Genomic DNA, 21,304 nt, shown 5'->3' with positions numbered 1-21,304 from the left:
CGCACGCGTGGATTCGAGGGCGCGCGAGCCGTGGATCCCCCGTCCGTGAACGTATCGAGGAACGACGACCATGTTGTCGAGTAGCGGGTCGTCGAGCGAGGGCCGGTCGCGACGCGGGCTCGCGATCGAACGAATGACCAGTATGCGGTCGGCCCGGTACCTTCTGGACTAGTCGCCGGACTTGCATTGGGCGCTGCACAATAGCGGCTTTCTGTGCAATGATCGCGCGTCGCGGACCACCGTGACCGGTTCTTCACCGGCTGCTGCGAACGTATCGTGCTCGATGGCGTCGGCATTTATCGCAGCGCGAGGACAGGCAAGCCATCGCGTCCGGGATCATCGGATCTATGATGCCTGAGCCCGGTTCCCACCCATCACCGCAATCACGCTCACCGCCTATGTTCAAGTTCTCTGCCAATCTGTCGACGCTGTTCCAGGATCGCCCGCTCGCCGAACGTATCGCGGCGGCGCGCGCGAGCGGCTTTCACGCCGTCGAGATGTGGTTTCCGTACGACGTCCCGCCTGCCCGCTTGCGCGACACGTTGCTCGCGCACGGCCTGCCGATGATCGGCATCAATACCGCGCCCGGCAATGTGAACGCTGGCGACTGGGGCCTCGCCGCCGATCCGCGCCGGCGCAGCGCATTTATCGAGTCGCTGCATGAGGCTTTCGAATACGCACAGGTGATCGGGTGTCCGAATGTTCATGTGATGGCGGGCATCGTCGACGCGTCGCTATCGCACGAAGCGGCGTGGGACGCGTATCGGGCGAACATCGACGAAGCGTGCGGCATGGCGGCACGACACGCGCTGACGGTGATGATCGAGCCGCTCAATTCCGTCGATCGCCCCACCTACCTTCTGACGAAACAGCAGCAGGCGATTGCATTGATCGAGACGCTGAAACGTCCGAATCTGAAGATCATGCTCGACCTGTTTCATGTGCAGCGCGGCGAAGGCAATCTGATCGAGCGGATGCTGGCGAGCCTGCCGTACGCAGCGCACATACAGATCGCGGATGTGCCGGGCCGGCATGAGCCCGGGACCGGCGAAATCAACTATCCGAAAGTCTTCGAGGCGCTGCAGTCGGCCGGTTGGAGCGGATGGATCGGCGCCGAGTACTTTCCGGCGGATGGGACGCAAGCGGGCCTGGGGTGGATGTAGAGGGCGAGACAGGGCGGCAGACGAGATGGCTGGCCGATTGCTATAAAGCGGACGGCCGCGAAGCGATTGGCGCGGCAGGAGGGACTCGAACCCCCGCCCCTCGGCTGGAAGAGCTTTTTTCCAACCAGAGCAGTCCACTGCGGCCCGTAAAACGTTGATCTCAATGACTTATCGAGTAAAGTGTCCGCCGTACTCCCGGTGCAGTAGCGCTTTAATGTTGCCATCGCTTGCTCAAGGATCGGGCACATTGTCACGCGCGCAAAGATTCATAGACTGCATCGGAATTGCGCCCGGTAGGTTCTCCTGCGGTATCAGAGAAAATGCATTCCAGTCCGGCTCATTGACATACACGACCCCACTTTTGCAACGCATATGCGCTTGTTTGGGGTGACCGTCGCACCATGCACCGTCAATCAGGCAACGTTGCCATCGCGGAATGACGCTGGCGAGCTTCGCCGTACCTTCCTTGGCTTTGGTGTAGGTCTGCACGTCGCGCGTTGCTATCGCCATATACATAAAATCGAAGTCAGCAACAACGGGCCTCGCCGCTTCCGCATTTTGATAATGGGCGTGCAACTCATAGACATATCGCCCACTCGCCGCCAGAAGCGCAAACGCCGCTAGAGCAGCAGATGCGGCAAGCGTTCGAACGACGGTGAGGCGCGCGCCACGCGTCAACATATAGCCCGCTAAAAGAAACGCGAGCGTACAGCCAGCTACCGACAGCGAGGCGACAGTGAACGAATGATTTTCGCAGTCGTACCCGCAGCGCGGCACGAACGCGAGAAGTAGCGCGGTAATCGCATATCCCGTCAAATAGCCCGACACGCCGAACAGTACGAGCGATGCAAATCGTCTCACCGGATTTCCCAGAAAAGAATCTGCCTGGATTGGCCCAAGTCCGAATACCACCAGGTTGATGCCATACCTACACGGAAGCGCAGGAAAGAGGAAATCCCACCCGTTAAAGAACGGCCATTCCATAAGTCAATATGGCCGCCGCTCGCGCTGTCCGCGCTCTCGCCTTCGCGTGACCAGTAACGCGAAAACTGAATAATGCCCGTGCGACCTTTTATCCTCTCTTGCCAATCTGGGCCAGTTACGTCCTGGGCTTTTGGCAATCCTGCGAAGGGTTGGAGTCCAAGCCATTGGCCCATTTCGTCGGCGCGTGTCGCAATGGGCTTTCCCCCAAGCATGATACGGCCAATGGTTGCGTGGCCCGACGAAGGTCGGACCAGTTTGGACGAGAATGACTTCATGCCAATCCCGACGCGATGAAGTGTGACGCTCATGCGTATGGCACATTGATTCTTGTATGCCGGGTTATCGTACGGGTTGCCTGTCGGGTAGTTGTTCCATAGTTGCGCGAACGTGACAGCCTTCAGCTCAACTTCTTTTATCGAGCCTGGCGTATTGTTTGTACGCACAACGGTTTTGCTGTTTGGCATCAGTTCCAGCCCTCGTGGCTCAGGGCTTCATCACCCCAATGAATCGAGTAGGTGTCGGCGCTATCCGTCTGGACGCGAGGCAAACGGCCACCAGAGTCGATACGACCGCAGACGGATTTGCCGTTCGCCATTTCAATCAGGTACGGATAGCCTCGCAACGCGACGTAACTCCCACGTGCGGCTACCTGCTCGTCATAGGAAGTGCTCGACTGCGTGTTCGCGTTGCCTGCTTCACTGCGGTTCATACCCGTTGAGTGCGCTGTGGCCGCATATTTCTCCGCTTCGTCATCGACCGTCGAATCTCCCGCAAGCACCGCGATGATCTGCGGAGGGCTTTCGCATTTGCAAAACACAATATCTCTATCAAGCGCAGCCTCACACGAGCCCATGTAGCTGACGCGCTTCGGGCCGCCCGCCTTGCATATGGTGCCGGTGCTTTGACAGGTTTCGCAGTACGCGTAACCGCCGACAAGCGCGGCGTCGTGGCCGTGGAATGTGAAGCCCGTTTTTCGTTCGTATGGCAGGACATACCCGCCGCTCGTCAGTGTGTCGCCGACGACCGCAATGCGACGTTTCATCGTGATTCCTCAGCGACGTGTGAGCGCCAGGCCATGCGTGTCTGCAGGCACATAGGCGGTTACGGTGCTGGCTTCGCGATGCGTGCCGTCCGTGATCATGTCGTCGTTATCAAGCAGCCTACCGACGACCGCGAACGCGTGAGTACCGCCCAGCACGCCGATACCGATAATGATGCGGGCGCGAGAGCCGTCGGAATACCTGATGAAATCGCCGACGCATCCGGCGCGGCGCTGTGTTCCCGTGACTTCGCCCGGACGAGCAAGAACACCGATTTCAAGCTCGGTCCAAATCGTTGCGACTATGCGATCGCCGCTACTGAGCGTGCTACCGACAAGGGCGACGAGTTGATTGCCATACGCTGCGGCAGCGCCTGCGCGGTTCATGACGACGGCTTCACTCGCGTCGGGATAGGCGACAACATCGCCGACACGGGGGACCGGCAGCTCGCACATTTTCATGTCTGATCCGCTCGTCACACGGCCACCACGCTCAGTGCGCGCCCCGATCGTCGCGAAGAAATGGAACGTGCCTCTTCTCTTTTGCTCCAACATCTCCAGTTCCTCTGTGAGTAAGTCGAAGACCGCCGACCGCTGATGCGACCGGCAATGCAATGGCGGCTTGTGCCGCGCGACTCGCAATGCTCGGTCGACAATGGAAAGGTGGCAATACGAAAACTCTTAAATTAGGGAACGAACTAAATAAGCATAGAGAACAGGTATGGAAAGTCGGAGGCCAAGCGGTCTTAGGAAGACAAAACATTCTACCAACTCCTTGGCTCACAGAACGACATGGCTACGATCCGACTTGGACTTTGTTGTCTCAAGGTCCGCATCGCGCGCCCGCAACAAGGGAGGTGTCTGCGTCCGAAGGTGCGTATCGATTGTCCCGCGGGCCCGTCTTAAGACACCCGGGACTGCGCGTCACGGCGCCATTTGTTGTAATGACGCAGGCTCGATTCAATCCATTGGGACCGTGATCTGGTTCGGCATCCCTATGGCCGCGAGGGGCTGCCCTACAGATTATCGGTGCTCCACGGGGAAGCTGATTGAAGCTGAGCAATCGGCCAATGTAACGTGCAGCCTCTTGGGGACAAACGTACTGCGCCAAACCAGTACGGTTGGGAATAGGCGGCCGGGTACGCATCTCCGTCGCGGTGCGAGGAATCTCGTATCAAGCGTGGCGAGGGAACGCATACCGCAGAGGACTGTCGAGGGCCCGCATTCCCGAAGATGCGCGAGATTTGTCCTCAGAATGTCCTACTAGCAAATAAAAATCTTTTTCCGTAACTTACCAATTCGACGGAAAGCCTTACCAGTATTGGCGCGGCAGGAGGGACTCGAACCCCCGCCCCTCGGCTTAGAAGGCCGATGCTCTATCCAGCTGAGCTACTGCCGCACGAAAGAGCGGTGATGCTACACCAATGCACCGCTCATTTCACCTGTGACCGAACGCGGCCGGAGGAATTCTCCGCGAATTGATTCATTCGTCAGTTCGCCGCCTCGATGCTCGCCCATTGCGGGCGAGCCGGCATTCTACCCGAGCGCGAAGCCGCCGCGGTGTGCGCGGCTCGTATTACGGGAGCCGCCTGACCGTCACGCCACCGGCTGCGGATGCGTGATAAACCAGCCGAGACACACGAGCCCCGCGATCACGCAATAGACGCCAAACGACGCGAGCCGCCCACGCCCTTCGAAATAGCGCATCAGAAAACGCACGCTCAGATAAGCGGCAATCGCTGTCAGCACGCCGCCGAGCGCCGCATCGCCAAGCTGCTCCGGCGCGTGAAAGAGCTTCGGCACCTCGAGCAAGCCGGCGGCGAAAATAATCGGCGTGCCGAGCAGAAACGCGAATTCGGCGGCTTTCTCCGCGGTCAGTCCCGCCGCATTGCCCGCGATCATCGTCAGTCCGCTGCGCGAGAAGCCCGGGATCAGCGCGCCGACCTGCGCGAGGCCGACGAAAAACGCCTGTTTGAACGTGAGCTTCTCCGGCGGACGGTGCGCGCGCGAGCGCTGCAGACGGTCGCCCAGCCACAGCAGGATGCCGTTGACGATCAACGCGATCGCTACGATACGCAAGTCGTGAAATACGCGTTCGAGCCGCTTCTCGAGCACGAGGCCGACGATGCCGGCCGGAATCGTGCCAATGATCAGCGCCCACATCATGTGACCGTCTTCGGTGCGCCGCCCGCCGAGCGACGCGATAAAGCCGCCGATCAGTGCGATCCAGCGCTCACGGAAATACCATAGCAATGCAAGTGCGGTACCCAGATGCAGCGCGACGAGGAACGGCAGCAGTTGTGGCGCGTGCTTGTCGATGTGCATCCCGAACAATGCGGGAACGAGCAACGTATGACCAAGGCTGCTGACCGGAAAGAGTTCGGTGACGCCCTGCAGCACGCTCAGAAAAATCAGAAACGACAGGCTCACGCGGCGGTCCTCACGGAAGAGAAGGGTTGGGAGACAGCGCACCGGGCATGGATTTCCGGCGATCTGAAGGCGCGTCGATTATGCCTGGGGGACGCGAACCCGCCAAGCGCCCGGCGATTTTTTCACCATTTTTTTTCCGCAGTGCGGCGCACGTATGCGCAGTTTCCCCTCGCGAGCGACGCTTGCGCCGCTCGCGCCGCGGACGAATCTTTCGACCGTGAAAGCAAAAAGGCCCGCCGTTCAAGGCGGGCCTGCACAAAGAGGACGCTCGGCCGGCTAACGCAACGCGTGTCCGGCTTCGCGGATCTCGACGCCCCGTTTTAGCGTGTCACTTTATGGAAAAAATAAATCGTACTGCCCGCGAACATCCCGAGCAGTGCCACGCCCATTGCCATTGCGAGATCCATAGCGCCTCCGAAAGCGATGAGCCCGATTTCCGGATCGGCTTAATCGGGCCTCGGTACAGATTATCGACGCCCGCGACCGTTCGACGACACTCGCAATTTCCCGACAAAGGGTTTCCCCGTAGCGCAAAGCGGCGCACAATCAGCGGCAACCCGCGGCAACCCGCATCACCCGCATCAACCCGCGCTACCCGCAGCAACCCGAGCGCCCCCGCCGTGGCGGCATCGCGCAGGGCACGTGGTCTGCACGCAGCGCCGCTTGCTGAGCTACGCTTGACGTTCGATCAACCGCTTTGACATCGCACCGACCATGCCTCAATTCCAGCAACAGGACGTCCTCGAGATCGCACAAGGCCCGTCGCGGCTGCGCGTTGCGCCACAAGCCGGCGGCCGGCTGCTGTCCTGGGACATCGACGGTAGCCCCGTCATTTTCTGGCCCGATCAGGCGGACTGGACCCACCCCGCGAAAATTCGCGGCGGCAATCCGTTGCTGTTTCCGTTTCTCGGCCGGCATTTCGTCGATGGCCGCATCGGCGAATGGCGCGACCGGCAAGGCACGGTGCGCGCATTGCCGATGCACGGCTTCGCGCGCGACCTCGCCTTCGACGCGGCACTCGACGAAGCGCGCGCAACGGTGCGCATGACGCTCACCGACAGCGAGGCGACACGCACCGGCTACCCGTTCGGCTTCCGCTTCGAAGCGACGTATCGGCTTATCGATACGCATACGCTCGATGTCGAGCTGACTACGTCGAACACCGGCGACACCGCCCTGCCGTACTACGCGGGCCATCACTTCTACTTTGCGCTGCCGCACACGCAGCGCAACGAGACGGTGCTCGAGTTGCCGTGCACCGAAACGCTCTATCAGCTGGCGGACGGCACGCTTGCGGCGCCCGAGCCCGGCGAGCCGAGCTACCGGCTCGACGAAGATCGCATCCTCGATCGCTTCCACTGCCTGAAGAGCGCTTCCGCGCATCCGGTCCGTCTGGTTCAGCTCGGACTCAATCGCAGCATCACCATCGATCTGCAGCGGCCGGGGTCGGTGCCCTGGTTCGCCGTCACTACCTGGACCGAGAAGCCGGAGTCGGACTTTTACTGCGTCGAGCCATGGCTCGGCTTGCCCGATGCGATTCACAACGAAGAAGGCTTGCGCTGGCTCGAGCCCGGTGAGGCAGAAACCGCGGCGCTGCGCATCGCGGTGGGCTCGTTGCCGTGATGCGGGCGTTTGTTCTTCAGCATTCACAGGACCGAGCCGCATCGAATCGCACCGAAGCGACCGGAGCGCACGCGGGCAGACGAAACCTCCGCGCGCGGCACCGGTTTTTCCGTGCTGCGGTGCAAAACCGTTAGAATCGGGCGTTTTCTTTTCGCCGCGTGTTCGTACGACATAAGCGCGCCGACCCTTCCGGCATTCATGTAGCCCGGCACGGTCGGCCACCGCGCGGCGGCGGTTTTGCGAGGTCCAATGTTGACAACAAGAATGAGACGGCTCGCCTGCGCACCACTGGTTGCGACGGTAGTCGCAGTGCTGGCCGCATGCGGCTCGGCTCCGGTCGGGCCGGGGTTTTACCGCGTCGAACGGGGCGACACGCTGACGAAGATCGCGCGCGATAACCGGCAGTCGGTGTCGAGCATCACGCGCTGGAACAATCTGCCGAATCCGGATGCGATCGAAGTGGGCCAGGTGCTGCGCGTCGCACCGCCGGCCGGCGCCGCATCGGCGACGACGTCGACCGCAAGCGCACGCAGCCGGAGCAGCGCCGCGGCGCCGAATGGCGCGGCGGCCGAAGCGCCTGTGAACGTCGCCAACGCGCCGCCGATTTCGCTCGTATGGCCTGCGGCCGGCACCGTGATCCGCCGCTTCGACGGCAAGAACTCGAAGGGCATCGATATCGCGGATACCGCCGGCACGCCGGTCGTCGCGGCCGCGTCGGGCACTGTCGTCTATGCGGGCAACGGTCTGCGCGGCTATGGCAATCTGCTGATCATCAAGCACAACGCCGACTATCTGACCGCGTATGCGCACAATCGATCGCTGCTCGTGAAGGAAGGACAGGCCGTGCAGCAAGGCCAGAAGATCGCGGAAATGGGCGATACCGACAACGACCGCGTGATGCTGCATTTCGAGCTCCGTTACGATGGCCGCTCGATCGACCCGTCGCATTCGTTGCCGCCGCGTTGACGGCATCGGTGTGCATTGCGTGTCACGCTTCAAGGCATCGCGCAAACGTTCGCGCACGAGACAGACGCCTACGCAGCGCGAGCTCTGTCGTGTTGTGGACGCGTCGTGGTGAACGCGTCGTTCGCAACCCGGCGTCGGGAACCCGGCATCGCGCAGCAGGCTCCATTGCAAGGGACATGGCAGATACGGCACGACGCCGTATCGACACCAGGATAACAGCGAGGAATGTGAATGAAAACCGTATTGGCAGCGGCGCGCGCGATGGCAGCGGGCCTTTCGATCTCTGTCGCGGCGGCGCTGGCCGGCTGCGCGAGCTCGACGACGATGACTTATCTGCCGAGCGGCGATACCGGCTTCGCGATCAATTGCAGCGGCAGCGACGCGAGTTCGAACTGGGGCGAATGCTATCAACGGGCAGGCGAAGTGTGCGGTGCGTATGGCTATGAAGTGATCTCGAAGGACGTCGACAACGGTGCGACGTCGGGCGGATCGCTTGGCGGCATCTTGGGCGCAAACGTCAAGAATCGTTCGATGGTGATTCGCTGCAAGCAGTAAGGTCCTGCACAACGCTGGGCGAGCGTGCTTTTATGACGATGCGGCCATGCCGCGAGCCCTTCGGGGGCCCGTTTTTTTTAAAGAATGCATGCGTGCGCAACCAAAAAAAAGGCCCGGCGCGAGGCCGGGCTAACGGGGGTTCGGCGCATATCGGCAAAGGACCGGTTTACCATGCGCCGAAACGAAATCTAGCAACGCCCCTATAGGCGTGCAATCGATTAATTGATCGAAATATGTGAGTCGGCGTACGGATCGAAAGCCGGATAGGCGTCATCGCGCTCGCTTTGGAAACCGAATCAACTCGCATTGCATGGCCGCGCATTTGTTCATCGGAATGCTCTTTGCTTGAAAACCCGCATGAAATGGGCATCTCGATTCGTATGCGTCATACAGGAGCGGTTCGAAGCGTTCGACGCGGGCCAGGGTTATACGCAATTTCCGTCATCCGACCGACATGCTCGATTTGGTACGCAAGCGCACCCAGCCGTTGTTTTTGTTTCGACTGAGCATTTGATTCGCGCCGGTTCGCTGCGCGAGGCGACGCGACCCGAATGACCGTGCGCGTGACCACGCAATCGAATGTTGAGCCGCACATGATGGTTTATAGTAACGACCGCAAGTCTGCAATCGGTTCCCTCACTGCCCCCACTGGCCACGCTACCCGCGCATTCCGATGACCTCCCCCGATACACCGCAAGGCCCGTCGCAAAGTCCGCTCTACGCCAAGCTGCTCGGCGAAACCGCAAAGATCGGCTGGTCGGAACTCGAGCGTTTTTTCGCGCGTGGGATGCTGCTGCACGTAGCACGCGATCTCGACCTCGTGAGCGTTGCCGAGGCGATCGCCAACGACGATACCGAACAGGTGACCCGGTGGCTCTCGTCCGGGCTCGTCGAACGCGCGCAGGCCGACACGGCCGCCGATTTCGCCGCGCGCGACCCGCAGCTGTGGGCAGTCGTCGTCTCGCCTTGGGTTTGCGTGCAGGAGCGCGGTTGAATGCGCATCAGCTTCGGCGCGGTTGATCCACACGTGAATGCGGCCTGACAGTTGGACGCCGCCGCACATGACGCGCAATCATCATCGAGTGCGCCCGCGTTGCCGGTGCGTTGGCATCGACGCGTACTCGGGCTCGCGTTTCCCATCGTCCTTGCCAATCTGACGCAACCGATCCTCGGCGCGGTCGATACGGCGGTCGCCGGCCATCTTGCAAACGCCTCGTATCTCGGCGGCGTCGCGCTCGGCGGGCTCTTCTTCAACTTCGTGTTCTGGGGCTTCGGCTTTCTGCGCATGGGCACGACCGGGCTCGTCGCGCAGGCGTTCGGCGCGGGAGACGGCGTGGGCGTGCGCAGCAATGTCGTCCGCGCGCTGCTGCTTGCGTTCGCGATCGGTACTGCGGTGCTCGCCGTGCAAATACCGTTGATCGAATACGCGATTCGCGTGCTCGGCGGCAGTGCGGCGGTAGAGCAGCATGCGCGCGCGTACTGTCACGCACGCATCTGGGCCGCGCCGTTCGCGCTCGCGAATTATGTCGTGCTCGGCTGGCTGCTCGGCACGCAGCGCGTGCGACTCGCGCTCATCACGCAGGTGTTGATCAACACCGTCAACATTGCGGCCGTGCTGCTCTACGTTTATCGGTTCGATTGGGGCGTGGCGGGCATCGGCGCAGCGACCGCGACCGCCGATGCGCTCGGCTTCGCATTCGGCGCATGGCTGTTGTGGCGCATGCGGCCGCACGGCTTGCCGGCGCTTTCGCGAGGCGAGCTAGTCGATGGCGTTGCGCTCAAACGTCTGATTGCGATCAATCGCGACATCTTCGTGCGGACGCTGTGCCTGTTGTCGTCGTACGCGTGGTTCACGCATCTGGGCGCGCGGCAGGGCGATGCGACGCTCGCCGCGAATGCTCTGTTGCTCAACTTTCAGACCTTCATGTCGTACGGACTCGACGGCTTTGCGCACGCTGCCGAAGCGCTCGTCGGTGCGGCACTCGGCGCGCACGATCGTCATGCGTTTCGCCGGGCGGTGCAAGTCACGCTGTTATGGTCGGCGCTCGGCGCACTCGCGTTTTCGTTGGTCTACTGGATGGCGGGCGGCTGGGTCATCGCGCAGTTGACCGATCAGCCGGCCGTGCGCGAGTCCGCGAAAACGTATCTCGGCTGGGCCGCATTGTCGCCCGTTGTTTCGGTGTGGGGCTTTCTGCTCGACGGCGTTTTTATCGGGGCGACGCGCACGCGCGAGCTGATGACGTCGATGGTCGTATCGCTTGCGGTGTTCGTCGCCGCGTCGTGGGCGTTGGCGGGCCCGGGCGGCAACCACGGATTGTGGGCTGCCTTGCTCGTTTTCATGGGCGCGCGCGGCATCGCACTCGCGCGCTACGTGCCGCGCATCACGCGCAGTATCGGACCCGAGACTGCGTAGGCCCTGAATACTGTCGCGCGCGACAACGACGTGCCGCGCCGTGCGCGATGTCCGCACTTATTGGGACGCGGCATCCGGTGCGTTGATGATTTGCGGCGGCCGGTCGTCGGTCGGCACGCCGTGATAGTCCGGCGGATCTTGTGGCGGCGCGTGACGATGCAAGGTCACGTCATCGGCGCAGCCCGCGAGGGCCGAGAGTGTGAGGGCAAGCAGAAAAGTGCGCTTCATGGATATTGCAGGCTCGACTCGAAACATTCAATGTGGGGTTAGAGTCTACCCGCAAAGGCCGTCATGCGATGTTACCTACGGCGGCCGCCTGCGTCGGGCGGCGCCTTGAATGCCGGTCGGCATTCGGTAGTCCGCGGCATCTGTGTCCTACTATGTAGAGAGACGTAGTCAGGGCCACGATGGCCCGAGGAGGCTGCCATGGATGCCGAATCAATCGCCGGTCTGGTCGGTCTTGGCGTGGGCTTGCTGGTGCTTGTTGCGCTATCGGTTTTCGAATCGAGAACTTATCGGCGCGAACACAATGGGGAAGGCATGATGCATCACTGGCTCGCCGAGCATCACGTGCTCGACTGGATGCATCGCAAGCATTAGGCGCTGCAAGGCTTCGTTTTCGATACCCTCTTTTCGCACGACGCGCCTATCGCGTGCGCCGCGCGCGTCCTCCATGCTGGGCTCTGCCGCGAAACTCCAGCGAGGCGCCGCGCACAGCCCCCGCACCGCACCACGGGACGGGCACACGCCTTGCTGAACCTCTGTCACTGGACGGCGCGGTTCGCCCACCACCGTGCCGTTGACCGATGTGCCGACCGGGGCGCGCGGGCGCGATTTCATGCGCCAGTGCGCGACGGCCGGGCAAACGCCGTGTGGGCGGGCCATAACGAGGCCATAGGCCATCAAGGGAGAAATAACATGACGCTCGGAACCATCCTGCTGATCGTGCTGATCCTGCTGCTGATCGGCGCCCTTCCCAGCTGGCCGTACAGCCGCGGCTGGGGCTACCAGCCGACCGGCATCATCGGTGTCGTGCTGGTCGTCGTGATCGTGCTGTTGCTGATGGGGACGATATAGCGGGTCCACGCGCCAGGAAGCCTGTCGCGATTCTTGCCTTCGGCGTCGGGCACACCCCTTTTTCGCGTGCGCCTGACGCCAGCACGATCCTGGATTTGACGCTCGGTACGAAAGCCGGATAGAATGCTCGGCTCGTCGGAGCGTAGCGCAGCCTGGTAGCGCATCTGATTTGGGATCAGAGGGTCGAAGGTTCGAATCCTTTCGCTCCGACCAAAGGAACTAGGCAAGGAATCAAGGGTTTGGCTCGCGCCAAACCCTTTTTTCTTTTCTACTGCTTTTGTTTCCATCCGGCGCAACATCAGACGCAACGGAAAAGGCTTTGTAAGCCAATCGCCCCCCCGCACCGCCCTCCCCATACCCCTTCCTTGCGTTCGCGGCATCCCGCATGCGACATTGCTTGCGACCGACCGCATCGAAGCTCGCTCCAGGACACGCAATCACGCTTATGGGAGGCATGCAATGAACCTGATTCTCTGGCGTCACGCCGAGGCGGAAGACACCGCCGCCAATGACCTCGCCCGCCAACTGACTTCGCGCGGCCGCAAGCAGGCGCAGGCCGGCGCGAAATGGCTGCGCAGCCGTATCGATAACGACGCGGTGATTCTCGTTAGCCCCGCCACGCGCACCATTCAGACCGTCGAAGCACTGACCGACCAGTACCGTGTGGTCCGCGAGATCGCACCGGACGCGAGCGCGTCCGACGTGCTCGGCGCTGCGGGCTGGCCCGACGGCGTCGCACCCACCATCGTCGTGGTCGGACATCAACCGACGCTCGGCCACGTCGCGGCGCGCCTGATCGCGAAGAGCGGCGAAAGCTGGGCGATCAAGAAAGGCGGCATCTGGTGGATCGAAAGCCGCGAGCGCAACGGCGACGTGGAAGCGGTACTGCGCGCCGCGATCAGCCCCGATCTCATCTGATCTGCACGGATTTGATCGCACCACTACCCTTCTGGAAACCATACGAACAGGAGTGTGTCAACCTTACGCGAAGTCATCGAATCGTCATGGCATTGCCACGCGAACGTCACTGCTCGTTACTACATTGGCGGCAAAGCGGAATCCTCACCTTTTCGACCAGGAACGCCACAATGCGAGAACTGCCGACGCCCACTCTGCCCTTCGCTTCGATCCCGCTTGAGCCGCGCCGCCGTCTGCCACGCTCCGAGGAAACGGTCACCCCGCAACACCGCCTGCAAGTGTCGTGGGTGCGCTCCGACGAGGAACTTCGCGAAGCGCAGCGTCTGCGTTACCGCGTGTTCGCCGACGAAATGGGAGCGCGTCTGTCGGGGCCCGCCGGCCTCGACGTCGACGCATTCGATGCGTATTGCGATCACCTGACGGTCCGCGATCTCGACACGCTGCAAGTGGTCGGCACTTACCGTGCGCTGCCCCCGCATCAGGCGGCGCGCATCGGCCGCCTTTACGCGGAAGGCGAATTCGACGTGTCGCGTCTGACGCATCTGCGCTCGAAAATGGTCGAAGTCGGCCGTTCATGCGTGCATGCCGACTACCGCAGCGGTTCGGTGATCATGTCGCTGTGGGCCGGCCTTGCCTCGTATATGCAGCACAGCGGTTACGAGACGATGCTCGGCTGCGCGAGCGTGCCGATGGGCGATGGCGGCCACTACGCGGCGAACCTGTACAAGTCGTTGCGCGACTCGGAACTGACGGCGCCGGAATACCGTGCGTTCCCGCATACGCCGCTGCCGTACGACGATCTGCAAACAGGCGCGAAAGTCGCGCCGCCGCCGCTCATCAAAGGTTATCTGCGCCTGGGCGCCAGGATTTGCGGCGCGCCGGCCTGGGATCCGGACTTCAACGCAGCCGACTTCCTGACGCTCTTCCGTCTGTCGGAAATCAACGCACGCTACGCCCGCCACTTCCTCGGCGACGCAATGCCGCGCTGACGCACCGTCCAGCCAAGCGCCGCAGCTTGTCGCGCATTCGCGACAAGCAAGCGCTAACATCGCGCACGCAAACGCGCATGCGTTAGCCAGACAAAAGCTGATCAAACGAAAAGGCCCGGCATTTAACCTGCTGGGCCTCTTGGCATTCCGATCGGGTAACTACGAGTGGATATCGCTCGTTCATCCGCCCGTTCTTTCGTTCGTCCCCTGCTTGATCATCCGCTTAGGCATCCGCTTAGGCATCCGCTTAGGCATCCCCTTAGGCATCCGCGCAGGCAGCTACTTAGTCATCCCCTTAGTCATCCGTATAAACGACCCGATACGGCGTGCGGATCTTCTCCCACTCCGCCGCTTCCTGGCTCAGGCTGTAGTCGGTCAACGGATTGTTCGCCACCCATGCATTCGGCAGGCGCACCTCATACCCGCCATTCGCCTGCGCGACCGTGATGTCGGGCAGCCCGACATCGGCGCGGCGCCGGCACAGCAGCGCGGCAAGGCGCAGGCAGAACAGCAGCGGCCACTCCACATCGCGCGTCTGCGCGAGCTTGCCGAGCTTGCCCGCGTGGCCGAGCACGAGCGACGCGACGCGCGCCTGATCGGTGCGCGAAAAACCCGGCATGTCGGCGTTGCTCGCGATATAGGCGGAATGCTTGTGATACGAGCTATGCGAGATCGACAGTCCGATTTCATGCAATGCAGCTGCCCAGCCGAGGAACATGCGGTTTTCTGCGCGATGCTCCGGATCGGGCTCGTCGAGCTGATCGTAGAAGCGCACGGCCAGTTCGCCGATACGCCCGGCCTGTGCGCGATCGACGCCATAGCGCCGCATAAACCCCTCGACCGTGATCGTGCGCATGTCCTGATGCTGCGAGCGCCCGAGCAGGTCATACAGCACGCCGAGGCGCAGCGCGCCGTCGGTCGTGTCCACATATTCGATATCGAGTTCTTCGAACACGGCCAGCATGATCGACAGCCCGCCCGCGAGCACCGGAATGCGATCGGGTTTGAGCGCGATCAACTTCAGCCGGTTCACGTTTTCCGCCTTGATCAGCGCACGCTTCAGACGTTCGAGGCCGATCCGCGAAATACCATGCGTGATGCCGGCATCGTTAAAGCCGTTCGCCTCGACCAGTTCCGCAAGCGCACGCGCGGTGCCCGACGAACCGATCGCCTGTTCCCAGCCGGTCTTCCTGTAGTCCGAGGAGATGATCTGGATTTCACGCGACGCGGCGAGTTCCGCCTGACGCATCGTGTATTCATCGACATTGCCAGCCGGAAAAAATGCACGGCTGTGGCTCACGCAACCGATATAGAGGCTTTCCATTTTGATCGGCGTGTAATGCGAGCCGATGATGAATTCCGTCGAGCCGCCGCCGATATCGACGACGAGCCGCTTGCCCGCGCTCGCCGGCACCGAGTGCGCGGCACCCGCATAGATGAGCCGCGCTTCCTCGCGGCCCGCGATCACTTCGATCGGAAAACCGAGCGCCGCTTCCGCTTCGGCGAGAAATTCGCCCGCGTTCTTCGCAACGCGCAGCGTGTTGGTGGCCACGGCCCGCACGTGATCGGGATGAAAATCGCGCAACCGTTCGCCGAAGCGCCGCAGCGCATCCCAGCCACGCACCTGCGACGCACGATCGAGCATCTTGTCGCGCGACAGGCCCGCCGCAAGCCTCACCGGCTCGCGCAGCGCGTCGACCTGGTAGATCTGGCTGCCTGCGTCGGTTTCTTCGACGCGCCCCACGATCAGGCGGAAACTGTTCGAACCGAGGTCGACCGATGCGAGCAATGGCGGATTATTAGCCATCGGTTGTGAGGACTCCATGCGCGCGGACGCGTTGCTGCTGCTCACGCCCGCCCTGTTGAAAGGCGCCATTTTAAGCATACTGGTTCCCATCATGTCACCTCGCGGACGGACGTCCGGCATATGTTCGCAAATACCTGCGTCATATTTACGACACGTGGGTCAGATAGCGATAAAATTTGAGAGAAGTGTAAACGTCACAAAAATACCATCAATCTGTGAGAATTTCCGAGCGTCCTTTCGAATCCTATCGCGCATCATCGCCTCTGCCGATGTCCATCCGCTACCCTCTTCTGAATCGCGAGCTGGGCATTCTGGGTTTCAACGAGCGCGTCCTCGCTCAGGCCGCCGACCCGGCCGTCCCATTGCTCGAACGTCTACGCTTCATTTGCATCACCAGCAGCAATCTCGACGAGTTCTTTGAAATCCGCATGGCCGGATTGCAGGAACAGATGCGCGACAACCCCGGCGCGCTATCGCCGGACGGCATGTCGCTGCAGCATGTGTACGATCTCGTCGCCGAACGCGCGCAAAAGCTCGTGCATCGCCAGTATGCAATGCTGCATGAGACGGTTTTGCCCGCGCTCGAAGACGAAGGCATTTACTTTCACGGCACCGAAGCGTGGAGTGAAGCGCAAACGGAATGGGCGCGCAGTTATTTCGTCGACGAACTGCTGCCGGTGCTCACGCCGATCGGCCTCGATCCCGCTCACCCTTTTCCGCGCGTGCTGAACAAGAGCCTGAACTTCGTCGTCGAGCTCGAAGGCAAGGATGCGTTCGGCCGCCAGGCGGTGATGGGCATCGTGCAAGCGCCGCGCGCGCTGCCGCGGCTCGTGCGGATGCCGCACGAACTATCCGGTTATCCGCACGGTTTCGTGCTGTTGAGTTCGCTGATGCAGCGCTTCGTCAACGAGCTGTTCCCGAATCTCATGGTGCGCAGCTGCAACCAGTTTCGGATCACGCGTAACAGCGAGCTCTTCGTCGACGAGGACGAAATCACGAACCTGCGCGTCGCGCTGCAGGGCGAACTGCCGGCGCGGCATCTCGGCAACGCCGTGCGGCTCGAAGTATCAGCCGATACGCCCGCGCATCTGGTGCAGCGCCTGCTCGACGAAAGCGGCCTGTCGGAGAAGGACTGTTACCGCGTCGACGGCCCCGTGAATCTCGTACGGCTCATGCAGTTGCCCGAGATGGTCGACCGCCCCGACCTCAAGTTCGTCCCGCATATTCCGGCTACGCCGCCGCAAATCGCCACGAGCGCGAACCTGTTCGACGTGATCGATCAGGGCGACGTGCTGCTCCATCATCCGTACGAGAGCTTCCAGCCGGTGCTCGAGCTGCTGCTGCAGGCCGCGAAGGATCCGAACGTCGTCGCGATCAAGCAGACCATCTACCGCACCGGCACCGACTCGCCGCTAATGGACGCGCTGATGCAGGCCGCGCGCAACGGCAAGGAAGTGACCGTCGTCGTCGAACTGCTTGCGCGCTTCGACGAGGAAACCAACATCAACTGGGCCTCGCAGCTCGAAGCGGTCGGCGCGCATGTCGTCTACGGCGTCGTCGGTCATAAGTGCCACGCAAAGATGATGCTGATCGTGCGGCGCGTGTCCGAGGCCGGCAAGTCGATGTTGAAACGCTATGTGCATCTGGGCACCGGCAATTACCATCCGCGCACCGCGCGTCTATACACCGACTTCGGCTTGATGACCGCCGATCAGAAGATCTGCGAAGACGTGCATCACGTGTTCCAGCAATTGACCGGCATCGGCGGCGAACTCGCATTGCATGAGCTGTGGCAATCGCCGTTCACGCTGCATCCGCGTCTTGTCGAAGCGATCCGCAACGAGGCCGAGCACGCGCGTGCCGGCAAGCGTGCGCGCATCGTCGCGAAGATGAATGCGCTGCTCGAACCCACGGTGATCGCCGAATTGTACGAAGCGTCGCAGGCGGGCGTGAAGATCGATCTGATCGTGCGCGGCGTCTGTGCGTTGCAGCCGGGCGTGCCAGGCCTGTCGGAGAACGTCACCGTGCGTTCGATCGTCGGGCGCTTTCTCGAACACCACCGCATCTTCTACTTCTACGACGGTGGCAAGGAGCAGGTCTACCTGTCGAGCGCCGACTGGATGGATCGCAATTTCTTCCGGCGCGTCGAAGTCGCGTTTCCGATCAATAACCGGCGTCTGAAGCGGCGCGTCATTGCGGAGGGGCTGTCGGCCTTCCTCGGCGACAACCAGGCCGCCTGGCTCATGCAAAGCGACGGCCACTATCGCCGGCGCCGGCCGGGCAAGTCGTCGCGCAACGCGCAGATGAGCCAGTTGACGAAGTTCTGTTCGTAGTCGGCGTAGCGGCGTAGCGGCGTAGCAGCCGGTCCGGCCGGCTCGCCGGCTATCGGCTACCGGCCGCTCGTTCAGGCCGGCGCCGGCTGCCGGCGCGCGGTGCGGAACGCAGGAAAGCGCGCGGTGAACGTACTGCCGCGTCCCTCTTCGCTCTTCACTTCGAGTTGCGCGTCGTGCCGCTGCAGCACGTGCTTGACGATCGCGAGCCCGAGCCCCGTGCCGCCCGTATCGCGCGACCGGCTGCGGTCGACGCGATAGAAGCGCTCGGTCAGGCGCGGAATATCGGCGGCAGGGATCCCGAGGCCGCTATCGATAACGGAGAACGTCGCCTGCGCGCCATGCACGTGCCAGTTCACATGAATCGACCCGCCGTCGGGCGTATAACGGACCGCGTTCGTCACGAGATTGCCGAGCGCGCTCAGTATCTCGGTCTCGACGCCGGTTACCGTCAGGCCTTCGTCGATATCGAACGAAATGCGATGCCGGCCGGCCGATAGCGTTTCGGCATCGTCCTTCAGATGCCGCAACACCGCGCGCATATCGATCATCTGCTCGCTCGGCGGCTTGCCGTCGCCTTCGAGCGTCGCCAGCACCAGCAAATCGCGCACGATGTGCTGCATGCGCGACGCCTGCTGTTCCATCAGTTCGAGATAGCGCGCGCGTTCGGCATCGTTGAGCGGCAGCTCGCGCATCGTTTCGAGAAAGCCCGAGAGCACCGTGAGCGGCGTCTTCAGCTCATGCGATACGTTCGCGACGAAGTCGCGGCGCATCGAGTCCGTACGCTCGAGCTCGGTGATGTCCTGCGACAGCACGAGCTTGCGATTTTCGCCGTAGGGGAACACCTGCACCGACAGCACGTTCTGCCGCCGCTCGCCCATGCCGCGCATGATCAGCATCTCTTCGTAATGGTGCGAGTTCAGGTAGCGGACGAAATCGGGCTGACGCACGAGATGCGTGATGTGCTGACGCAGATCGCGTTTCGCATCGAGCCCGAAATGCAGCTCGGAAATCGCGTTGCACCATTCGATCTGGTCATGATCGTCAAGCATCGCGACGCCGTTCGGCGATGCCTGGATCGCCTGAATAAAGCGCGAGTGCTGTTGCTCGACCTGCCGCACCTGCGCGTGCCAGCGCTTCGCGAGCTTATGCAGCCGGTAGTAGATTTCGCCCCAGATGCCCGGCGCACTAGGCACTTCGCCGTACACCGGCGCGTCGAGCAGACGCCACAACTGCTGCTTGTGAAAGGTGCTGAAAACGCCCTGCGCAAGCAGCACGACGATCGCGAGAATCAGCGCCGCCTTGACGCCCGCAACTGCACCGACCGCCACGCACAGAACAGCGAGCAACACGAGCGAAACAAGGGAGCGCGCCCAGATGATGTTCATGTTCAGCGATCGAAGAGTAACCGGGAGCTGCGCTTAAGGCGCGCGCAGCCAGCGCGCTCTATGCGTCTTTCGCCGTTTGAAATTGAAAGCGCGTGCGTGACGCCGCGGTGCCTTAAGTGGCTTAAACGGCTTAAGCGCTTTTCGCGAGCCGATAACCGCTGCCGCGGACCGTTTCAATCATAGCATCGCAACCAGCCGGTTTAAGGGCAGCGCGCAGACGCTTGATATGCACGTCGACCGTCCGTTCTTCGACGAACACATGGTCGCCCCACACCTGGTCGAGCAGTTGCGTGCGGCTGTGCACGCGCTCCGGATGCGTCATGAAGAAGTGCAGCAGACGGAACTCGGTCGGGCCGAGATCGAGCTTGATCTCGCTGCCCTGCGCATGCGCGGCGACGCGGTGCGTGGACGGATCGAGCTTCAGTCCGTTGATCGCGACGACATCTTCGGTCAGCTGCGGCGCACGGCGGCGCAGCACCGCCTTGATGCGCGCCATCAGTTCCTTCGGCGAAAACGGCTTCGTCACGTAGTCGTCGGCGCCGATTTCAAGGCCGAGCACCTTGTCCTGCTCATCGCCGCGCGCGGTCAGCATGATGATCGGGATATGCCTCGTACGTTCGTTGTTACGCAGATCGCGGGCAAATGCAATGCCCGATTTGCCCGGCAGCATCCAGTCGAGCAGGACGAGGTCGGGCAGCACATCGCTGATCAGGTTTTGCGCCTGTTCCGCGTTGTACGCGCGGATCGGGCAGTGTCCTGCGTGTTGAAGATTGACCGAAATCAGTTCGGAAATCGCGGGTTCGTCTTCGATGATAAGAATACTGCTGGGCATCGGTGCCTCGTGAGCTCTTAACAGAAATCGATCAGGGGCTCTCGGCCGGGCACGCTAGCACGGGTGGCTAGCGTGTCAGCTGAGCGCCTCTCGCTCGAGCGCGTCGCGCGACTTGTGCCGCACGTCCGTGCCCTTCACGATATAAATGATGAATTCCGCGATGTTCTTCGCGTGGTCGCCGATCCGTTCGATCGCTTTGGCGATGAACAGGAAGTCGAGGCCCACCGAAATCGAACGCGGATCTTCGGTCATGTACGAGATCAGCTTGCGCACGAAGGCGCGGAATTCCTCGTCGATCGCCTTGTCGTCGCGCACGATCTGCGCGGCCGCGACCGTATCGAGACGCGCGAACGCATCGAGCGCGCGGCGCAGGATCGACACGGCCATTTCGCCCGACAGCTTGATCTCGGCGATATTGATCGTGCGCGACGCGCCGTCTTCCATCAGGCGCTTCGTGCGCTTTGCGATTTTCTCGGCTTCGTCGCCGGCGCGCTCGAGATTCGTGATGGTCTTCGAAATCGCGAGCAGGAGGCGCAGATCGCGTGCGGCCGGCTGGCGGCGCGCGATGATGTTGCTGCACTCTTCGTCGATCTCGACTTCCATCACGTTCAGACGGTCTTCGGCCGCGATCACCTTCTCGGCGATCTCGAGGTCGAAGTTGTTGAGCGCGTTCATCGCGTCGACGATCTGCGCTTCGACGAGGCCGCCCATTTCGAGCACCTTCGACGAAAGCAGGTTCAGGTCGGCGTCGAACTGGCTGGACAGGTGTTTATCGGACATGGCGTGCTCC

The 21,304-nt window shown here is 62.1% G+C and carries 21 protein-coding genes and 2 tRNA genes; 12 read left to right on the top strand and 11 right to left on the bottom strand.

Annotated elements, in window-relative coordinates; genetic code table 11:
• Positions 1-398: 398 nt before the first annotated feature.
• The gene (locus QYH69_RS21435) at positions 399-1,163 is read left to right on the top strand and encodes a TIM barrel protein (protein ID WP_308833787.1); all 765 of its coding nucleotides are present in this window, start codon (positions 399-401) and stop codon (positions 1,161-1,163) included.
• 231 nt (positions 1,164-1,394) lie between these two features.
• Here QYH69_RS21435 and QYH69_RS21430 read toward each other — a convergent pair whose 3' ends face one another.
• The 6 genes from QYH69_RS21430 to QYH69_RS21405 all read right to left on the bottom strand — a co-directional run bounded on the left by QYH69_RS21430 (position 1,395) and on the right by QYH69_RS21405 (position 5,616).
• Positions 1,395-2,024 (bottom strand): hypothetical protein, encoded by a 630-nt coding sequence (locus QYH69_RS21430; RefSeq protein WP_308833786.1) that lies wholly within the window; start codon positions 2,022-2,024, stop codon positions 1,395-1,397.
• Positions 2,021-2,611, bottom strand: coding sequence for a type VI secretion system amidase effector protein Tae4 (locus QYH69_RS21425; RefSeq protein ID WP_308833785.1), 591 nt, complete (start codon positions 2,609-2,611; stop codon positions 2,021-2,023). Before QYH69_RS21425 ends, QYH69_RS21430 begins: the two co-directional genes overlap by 4 nt.
• A complete protein-coding gene (locus tag QYH69_RS21420; RefSeq protein ID WP_308833784.1) occupies positions 2,611-3,189 on the bottom strand; it encodes a PAAR domain-containing protein in 579 nt (192 codons plus the stop codon). The genes QYH69_RS21425 and QYH69_RS21420 overlap by 1 nt, the downstream gene beginning before the upstream one ends.
• Before the next feature lie 9 nt (positions 3,190-3,198).
• Entirely contained in the window at positions 3,199-3,741 is a 543-nt protein-coding gene (locus tag QYH69_RS21415; RefSeq protein ID WP_308833783.1) for a hypothetical protein, read from the bottom strand.
• Positions 3,742-4,508: 767 nt separating this feature from the next.
• Positions 4,509-4,585 (bottom strand) — tRNA-Arg (locus QYH69_RS21410).
• A 197-nt stretch (positions 4,586-4,782) separates the two neighbouring features.
• Positions 4,783-5,616 carry an undecaprenyl-diphosphate phosphatase gene (locus QYH69_RS21405; RefSeq protein ID WP_308833782.1) on the bottom strand — a complete coding sequence of 278 codons (834 nt, stop codon included), beginning with the start codon at positions 5,614-5,616 and terminating at the stop codon, positions 4,783-4,785.
• A 714-nt stretch (positions 5,617-6,330) separates the two neighbouring features.
• Here QYH69_RS21405 and QYH69_RS21400 point away from each other — a divergent pair.
• The 5 genes from QYH69_RS21400 to QYH69_RS21380 all read left to right on the top strand — a co-directional run bounded on the left by QYH69_RS21400 (position 6,331) and on the right by QYH69_RS21380 (position 11,173).
• Positions 6,331-7,239: an aldose epimerase gene (locus QYH69_RS21400; protein WP_308833781.1), complete on the top strand. Its 909-nt coding sequence runs from the start codon at positions 6,331-6,333 to the stop codon at positions 7,237-7,239.
• A 249-nt stretch (positions 7,240-7,488) separates the two neighbouring features.
• On the top strand, positions 7,489-8,205 hold the full coding sequence (locus QYH69_RS21395; protein ID WP_308833780.1) for a peptidoglycan DD-metalloendopeptidase family protein: 717 nt from the start codon (positions 7,489-7,491) through the stop codon (positions 8,203-8,205).
• Between the two features lie 231 nt (positions 8,206-8,436).
• Complete coding sequence (locus QYH69_RS21390; protein ID WP_075157687.1) at positions 8,437-8,760, top strand: hypothetical protein; 324 nt, start codon at positions 8,437-8,439, stop codon at positions 8,758-8,760.
• Between the two features lie 673 nt (positions 8,761-9,433).
• Positions 9,434-9,754 (top strand): DUF2288 domain-containing protein, encoded by a 321-nt coding sequence (locus tag QYH69_RS21385; RefSeq protein WP_308833779.1) that lies wholly within the window; start codon positions 9,434-9,436, stop codon positions 9,752-9,754.
• A gap of 51 nt (positions 9,755-9,805) precedes the next feature.
• The gene (locus tag QYH69_RS21380; RefSeq protein ID WP_308833778.1) at positions 9,806-11,173 is read left to right on the top strand and encodes an MATE family efflux transporter; all 1,368 of its coding nucleotides are present in this window, start codon (positions 9,806-9,808) and stop codon (positions 11,171-11,173) included.
• A gap of 57 nt (positions 11,174-11,230) precedes the next feature.
• Here QYH69_RS21380 and QYH69_RS21375 read toward each other — a convergent pair whose 3' ends face one another.
• Complete coding sequence (locus QYH69_RS21375) at positions 11,231-11,401, bottom strand: hypothetical protein (RefSeq protein ID WP_308833777.1); 171 nt, start codon at positions 11,399-11,401, stop codon at positions 11,231-11,233.
• Positions 11,402-11,599: 198 nt separating this feature from the next.
• Here QYH69_RS21375 and QYH69_RS21370 point away from each other — a divergent pair, with 198 nt between their 5' ends.
• The 5 genes from QYH69_RS21370 (at position 11,600) to QYH69_RS21350 (ending at position 14,157) form a co-directional block, all read left to right on the top strand.
• Entirely contained in the window at positions 11,600-11,773 is a 174-nt protein-coding gene (locus tag QYH69_RS21370; protein ID WP_198039148.1) for a hypothetical protein, read from the top strand.
• Positions 11,774-12,091: 318 nt separating this feature from the next.
• A complete protein-coding gene (locus QYH69_RS21365; RefSeq protein ID WP_308833776.1) occupies positions 12,092-12,250 on the top strand; it encodes a DUF3309 family protein in 159 nt (52 codons plus the stop codon).
• Between the two features lie 136 nt (positions 12,251-12,386).
• Positions 12,387-12,463, top strand: a tRNA-Pro gene (locus QYH69_RS21360).
• Positions 12,464-12,709: 246 nt separating this feature from the next.
• Positions 12,710-13,168, top strand: coding sequence for a histidine phosphatase family protein (locus tag QYH69_RS21355; RefSeq protein ID WP_308833775.1), 459 nt, complete (start codon positions 12,710-12,712; stop codon positions 13,166-13,168).
• 170 nt (positions 13,169-13,338) lie between these two features.
• Positions 13,339-14,157 (top strand): GNAT family N-acyltransferase, encoded by an 819-nt coding sequence (locus QYH69_RS21350; RefSeq protein WP_308833774.1) that lies wholly within the window; start codon positions 13,339-13,341, stop codon positions 14,155-14,157.
• 295 nt (positions 14,158-14,452) lie between these two features.
• Here QYH69_RS21350 and ppx read toward each other — a convergent pair whose 3' ends face one another.
• A complete protein-coding gene (gene ppx / locus QYH69_RS21345) occupies positions 14,453-16,054 on the bottom strand; it encodes an exopolyphosphatase (RefSeq protein WP_374992469.1) in 1,602 nt (533 codons plus the stop codon).
• Positions 16,055-16,233: 179 nt separating this feature from the next.
• Here ppx and ppk1 point away from each other — a divergent pair, with 179 nt between their 5' ends.
• Positions 16,234-18,297, top strand: coding sequence for a polyphosphate kinase 1 (ppk1, locus tag QYH69_RS21340; RefSeq protein WP_308833772.1), 2,064 nt, complete (start codon positions 16,234-16,236; stop codon positions 18,295-18,297).
• Positions 18,298-18,368: 71 nt separating this feature from the next.
• Here ppk1 and phoR read toward each other — a convergent pair whose 3' ends face one another.
• From phoR to phoU, 3 genes are all read right to left on the bottom strand, one after another.
• Positions 18,369-19,682, bottom strand: coding sequence for a phosphate regulon sensor histidine kinase PhoR (phoR, locus tag QYH69_RS21335; RefSeq protein ID WP_075157695.1), 1,314 nt, complete (start codon positions 19,680-19,682; stop codon positions 18,369-18,371).
• Positions 19,683-19,812: 130 nt separating this feature from the next.
• On the bottom strand, positions 19,813-20,514 hold the full coding sequence (gene phoB / locus QYH69_RS21330) for a phosphate regulon transcriptional regulator PhoB (protein WP_175109327.1): 702 nt from the start codon (positions 20,512-20,514) through the stop codon (positions 19,813-19,815).
• A gap of 75 nt (positions 20,515-20,589) precedes the next feature.
• Positions 20,590-21,294, bottom strand: a complete 705-nt coding sequence (phoU, locus tag QYH69_RS21325; RefSeq protein WP_075157697.1) for a phosphate signaling complex protein PhoU — start codon at positions 21,292-21,294, stop codon at positions 20,590-20,592.
• Positions 21,295-21,304 lie beyond the last annotated feature (10 nt).

Origin of the sequence: Paraburkholderia sp. SARCC-3016 (assembly GCF_031119615.1) — a bacterium.
Lineage (GTDB): Bacteria > Pseudomonadota > Gammaproteobacteria > Burkholderiales > Burkholderiaceae > Paraburkholderia.
Note: the sequence above shows the minus strand (reverse complement) of the source record. Positions and strands in the feature narration are given on the sequence as shown.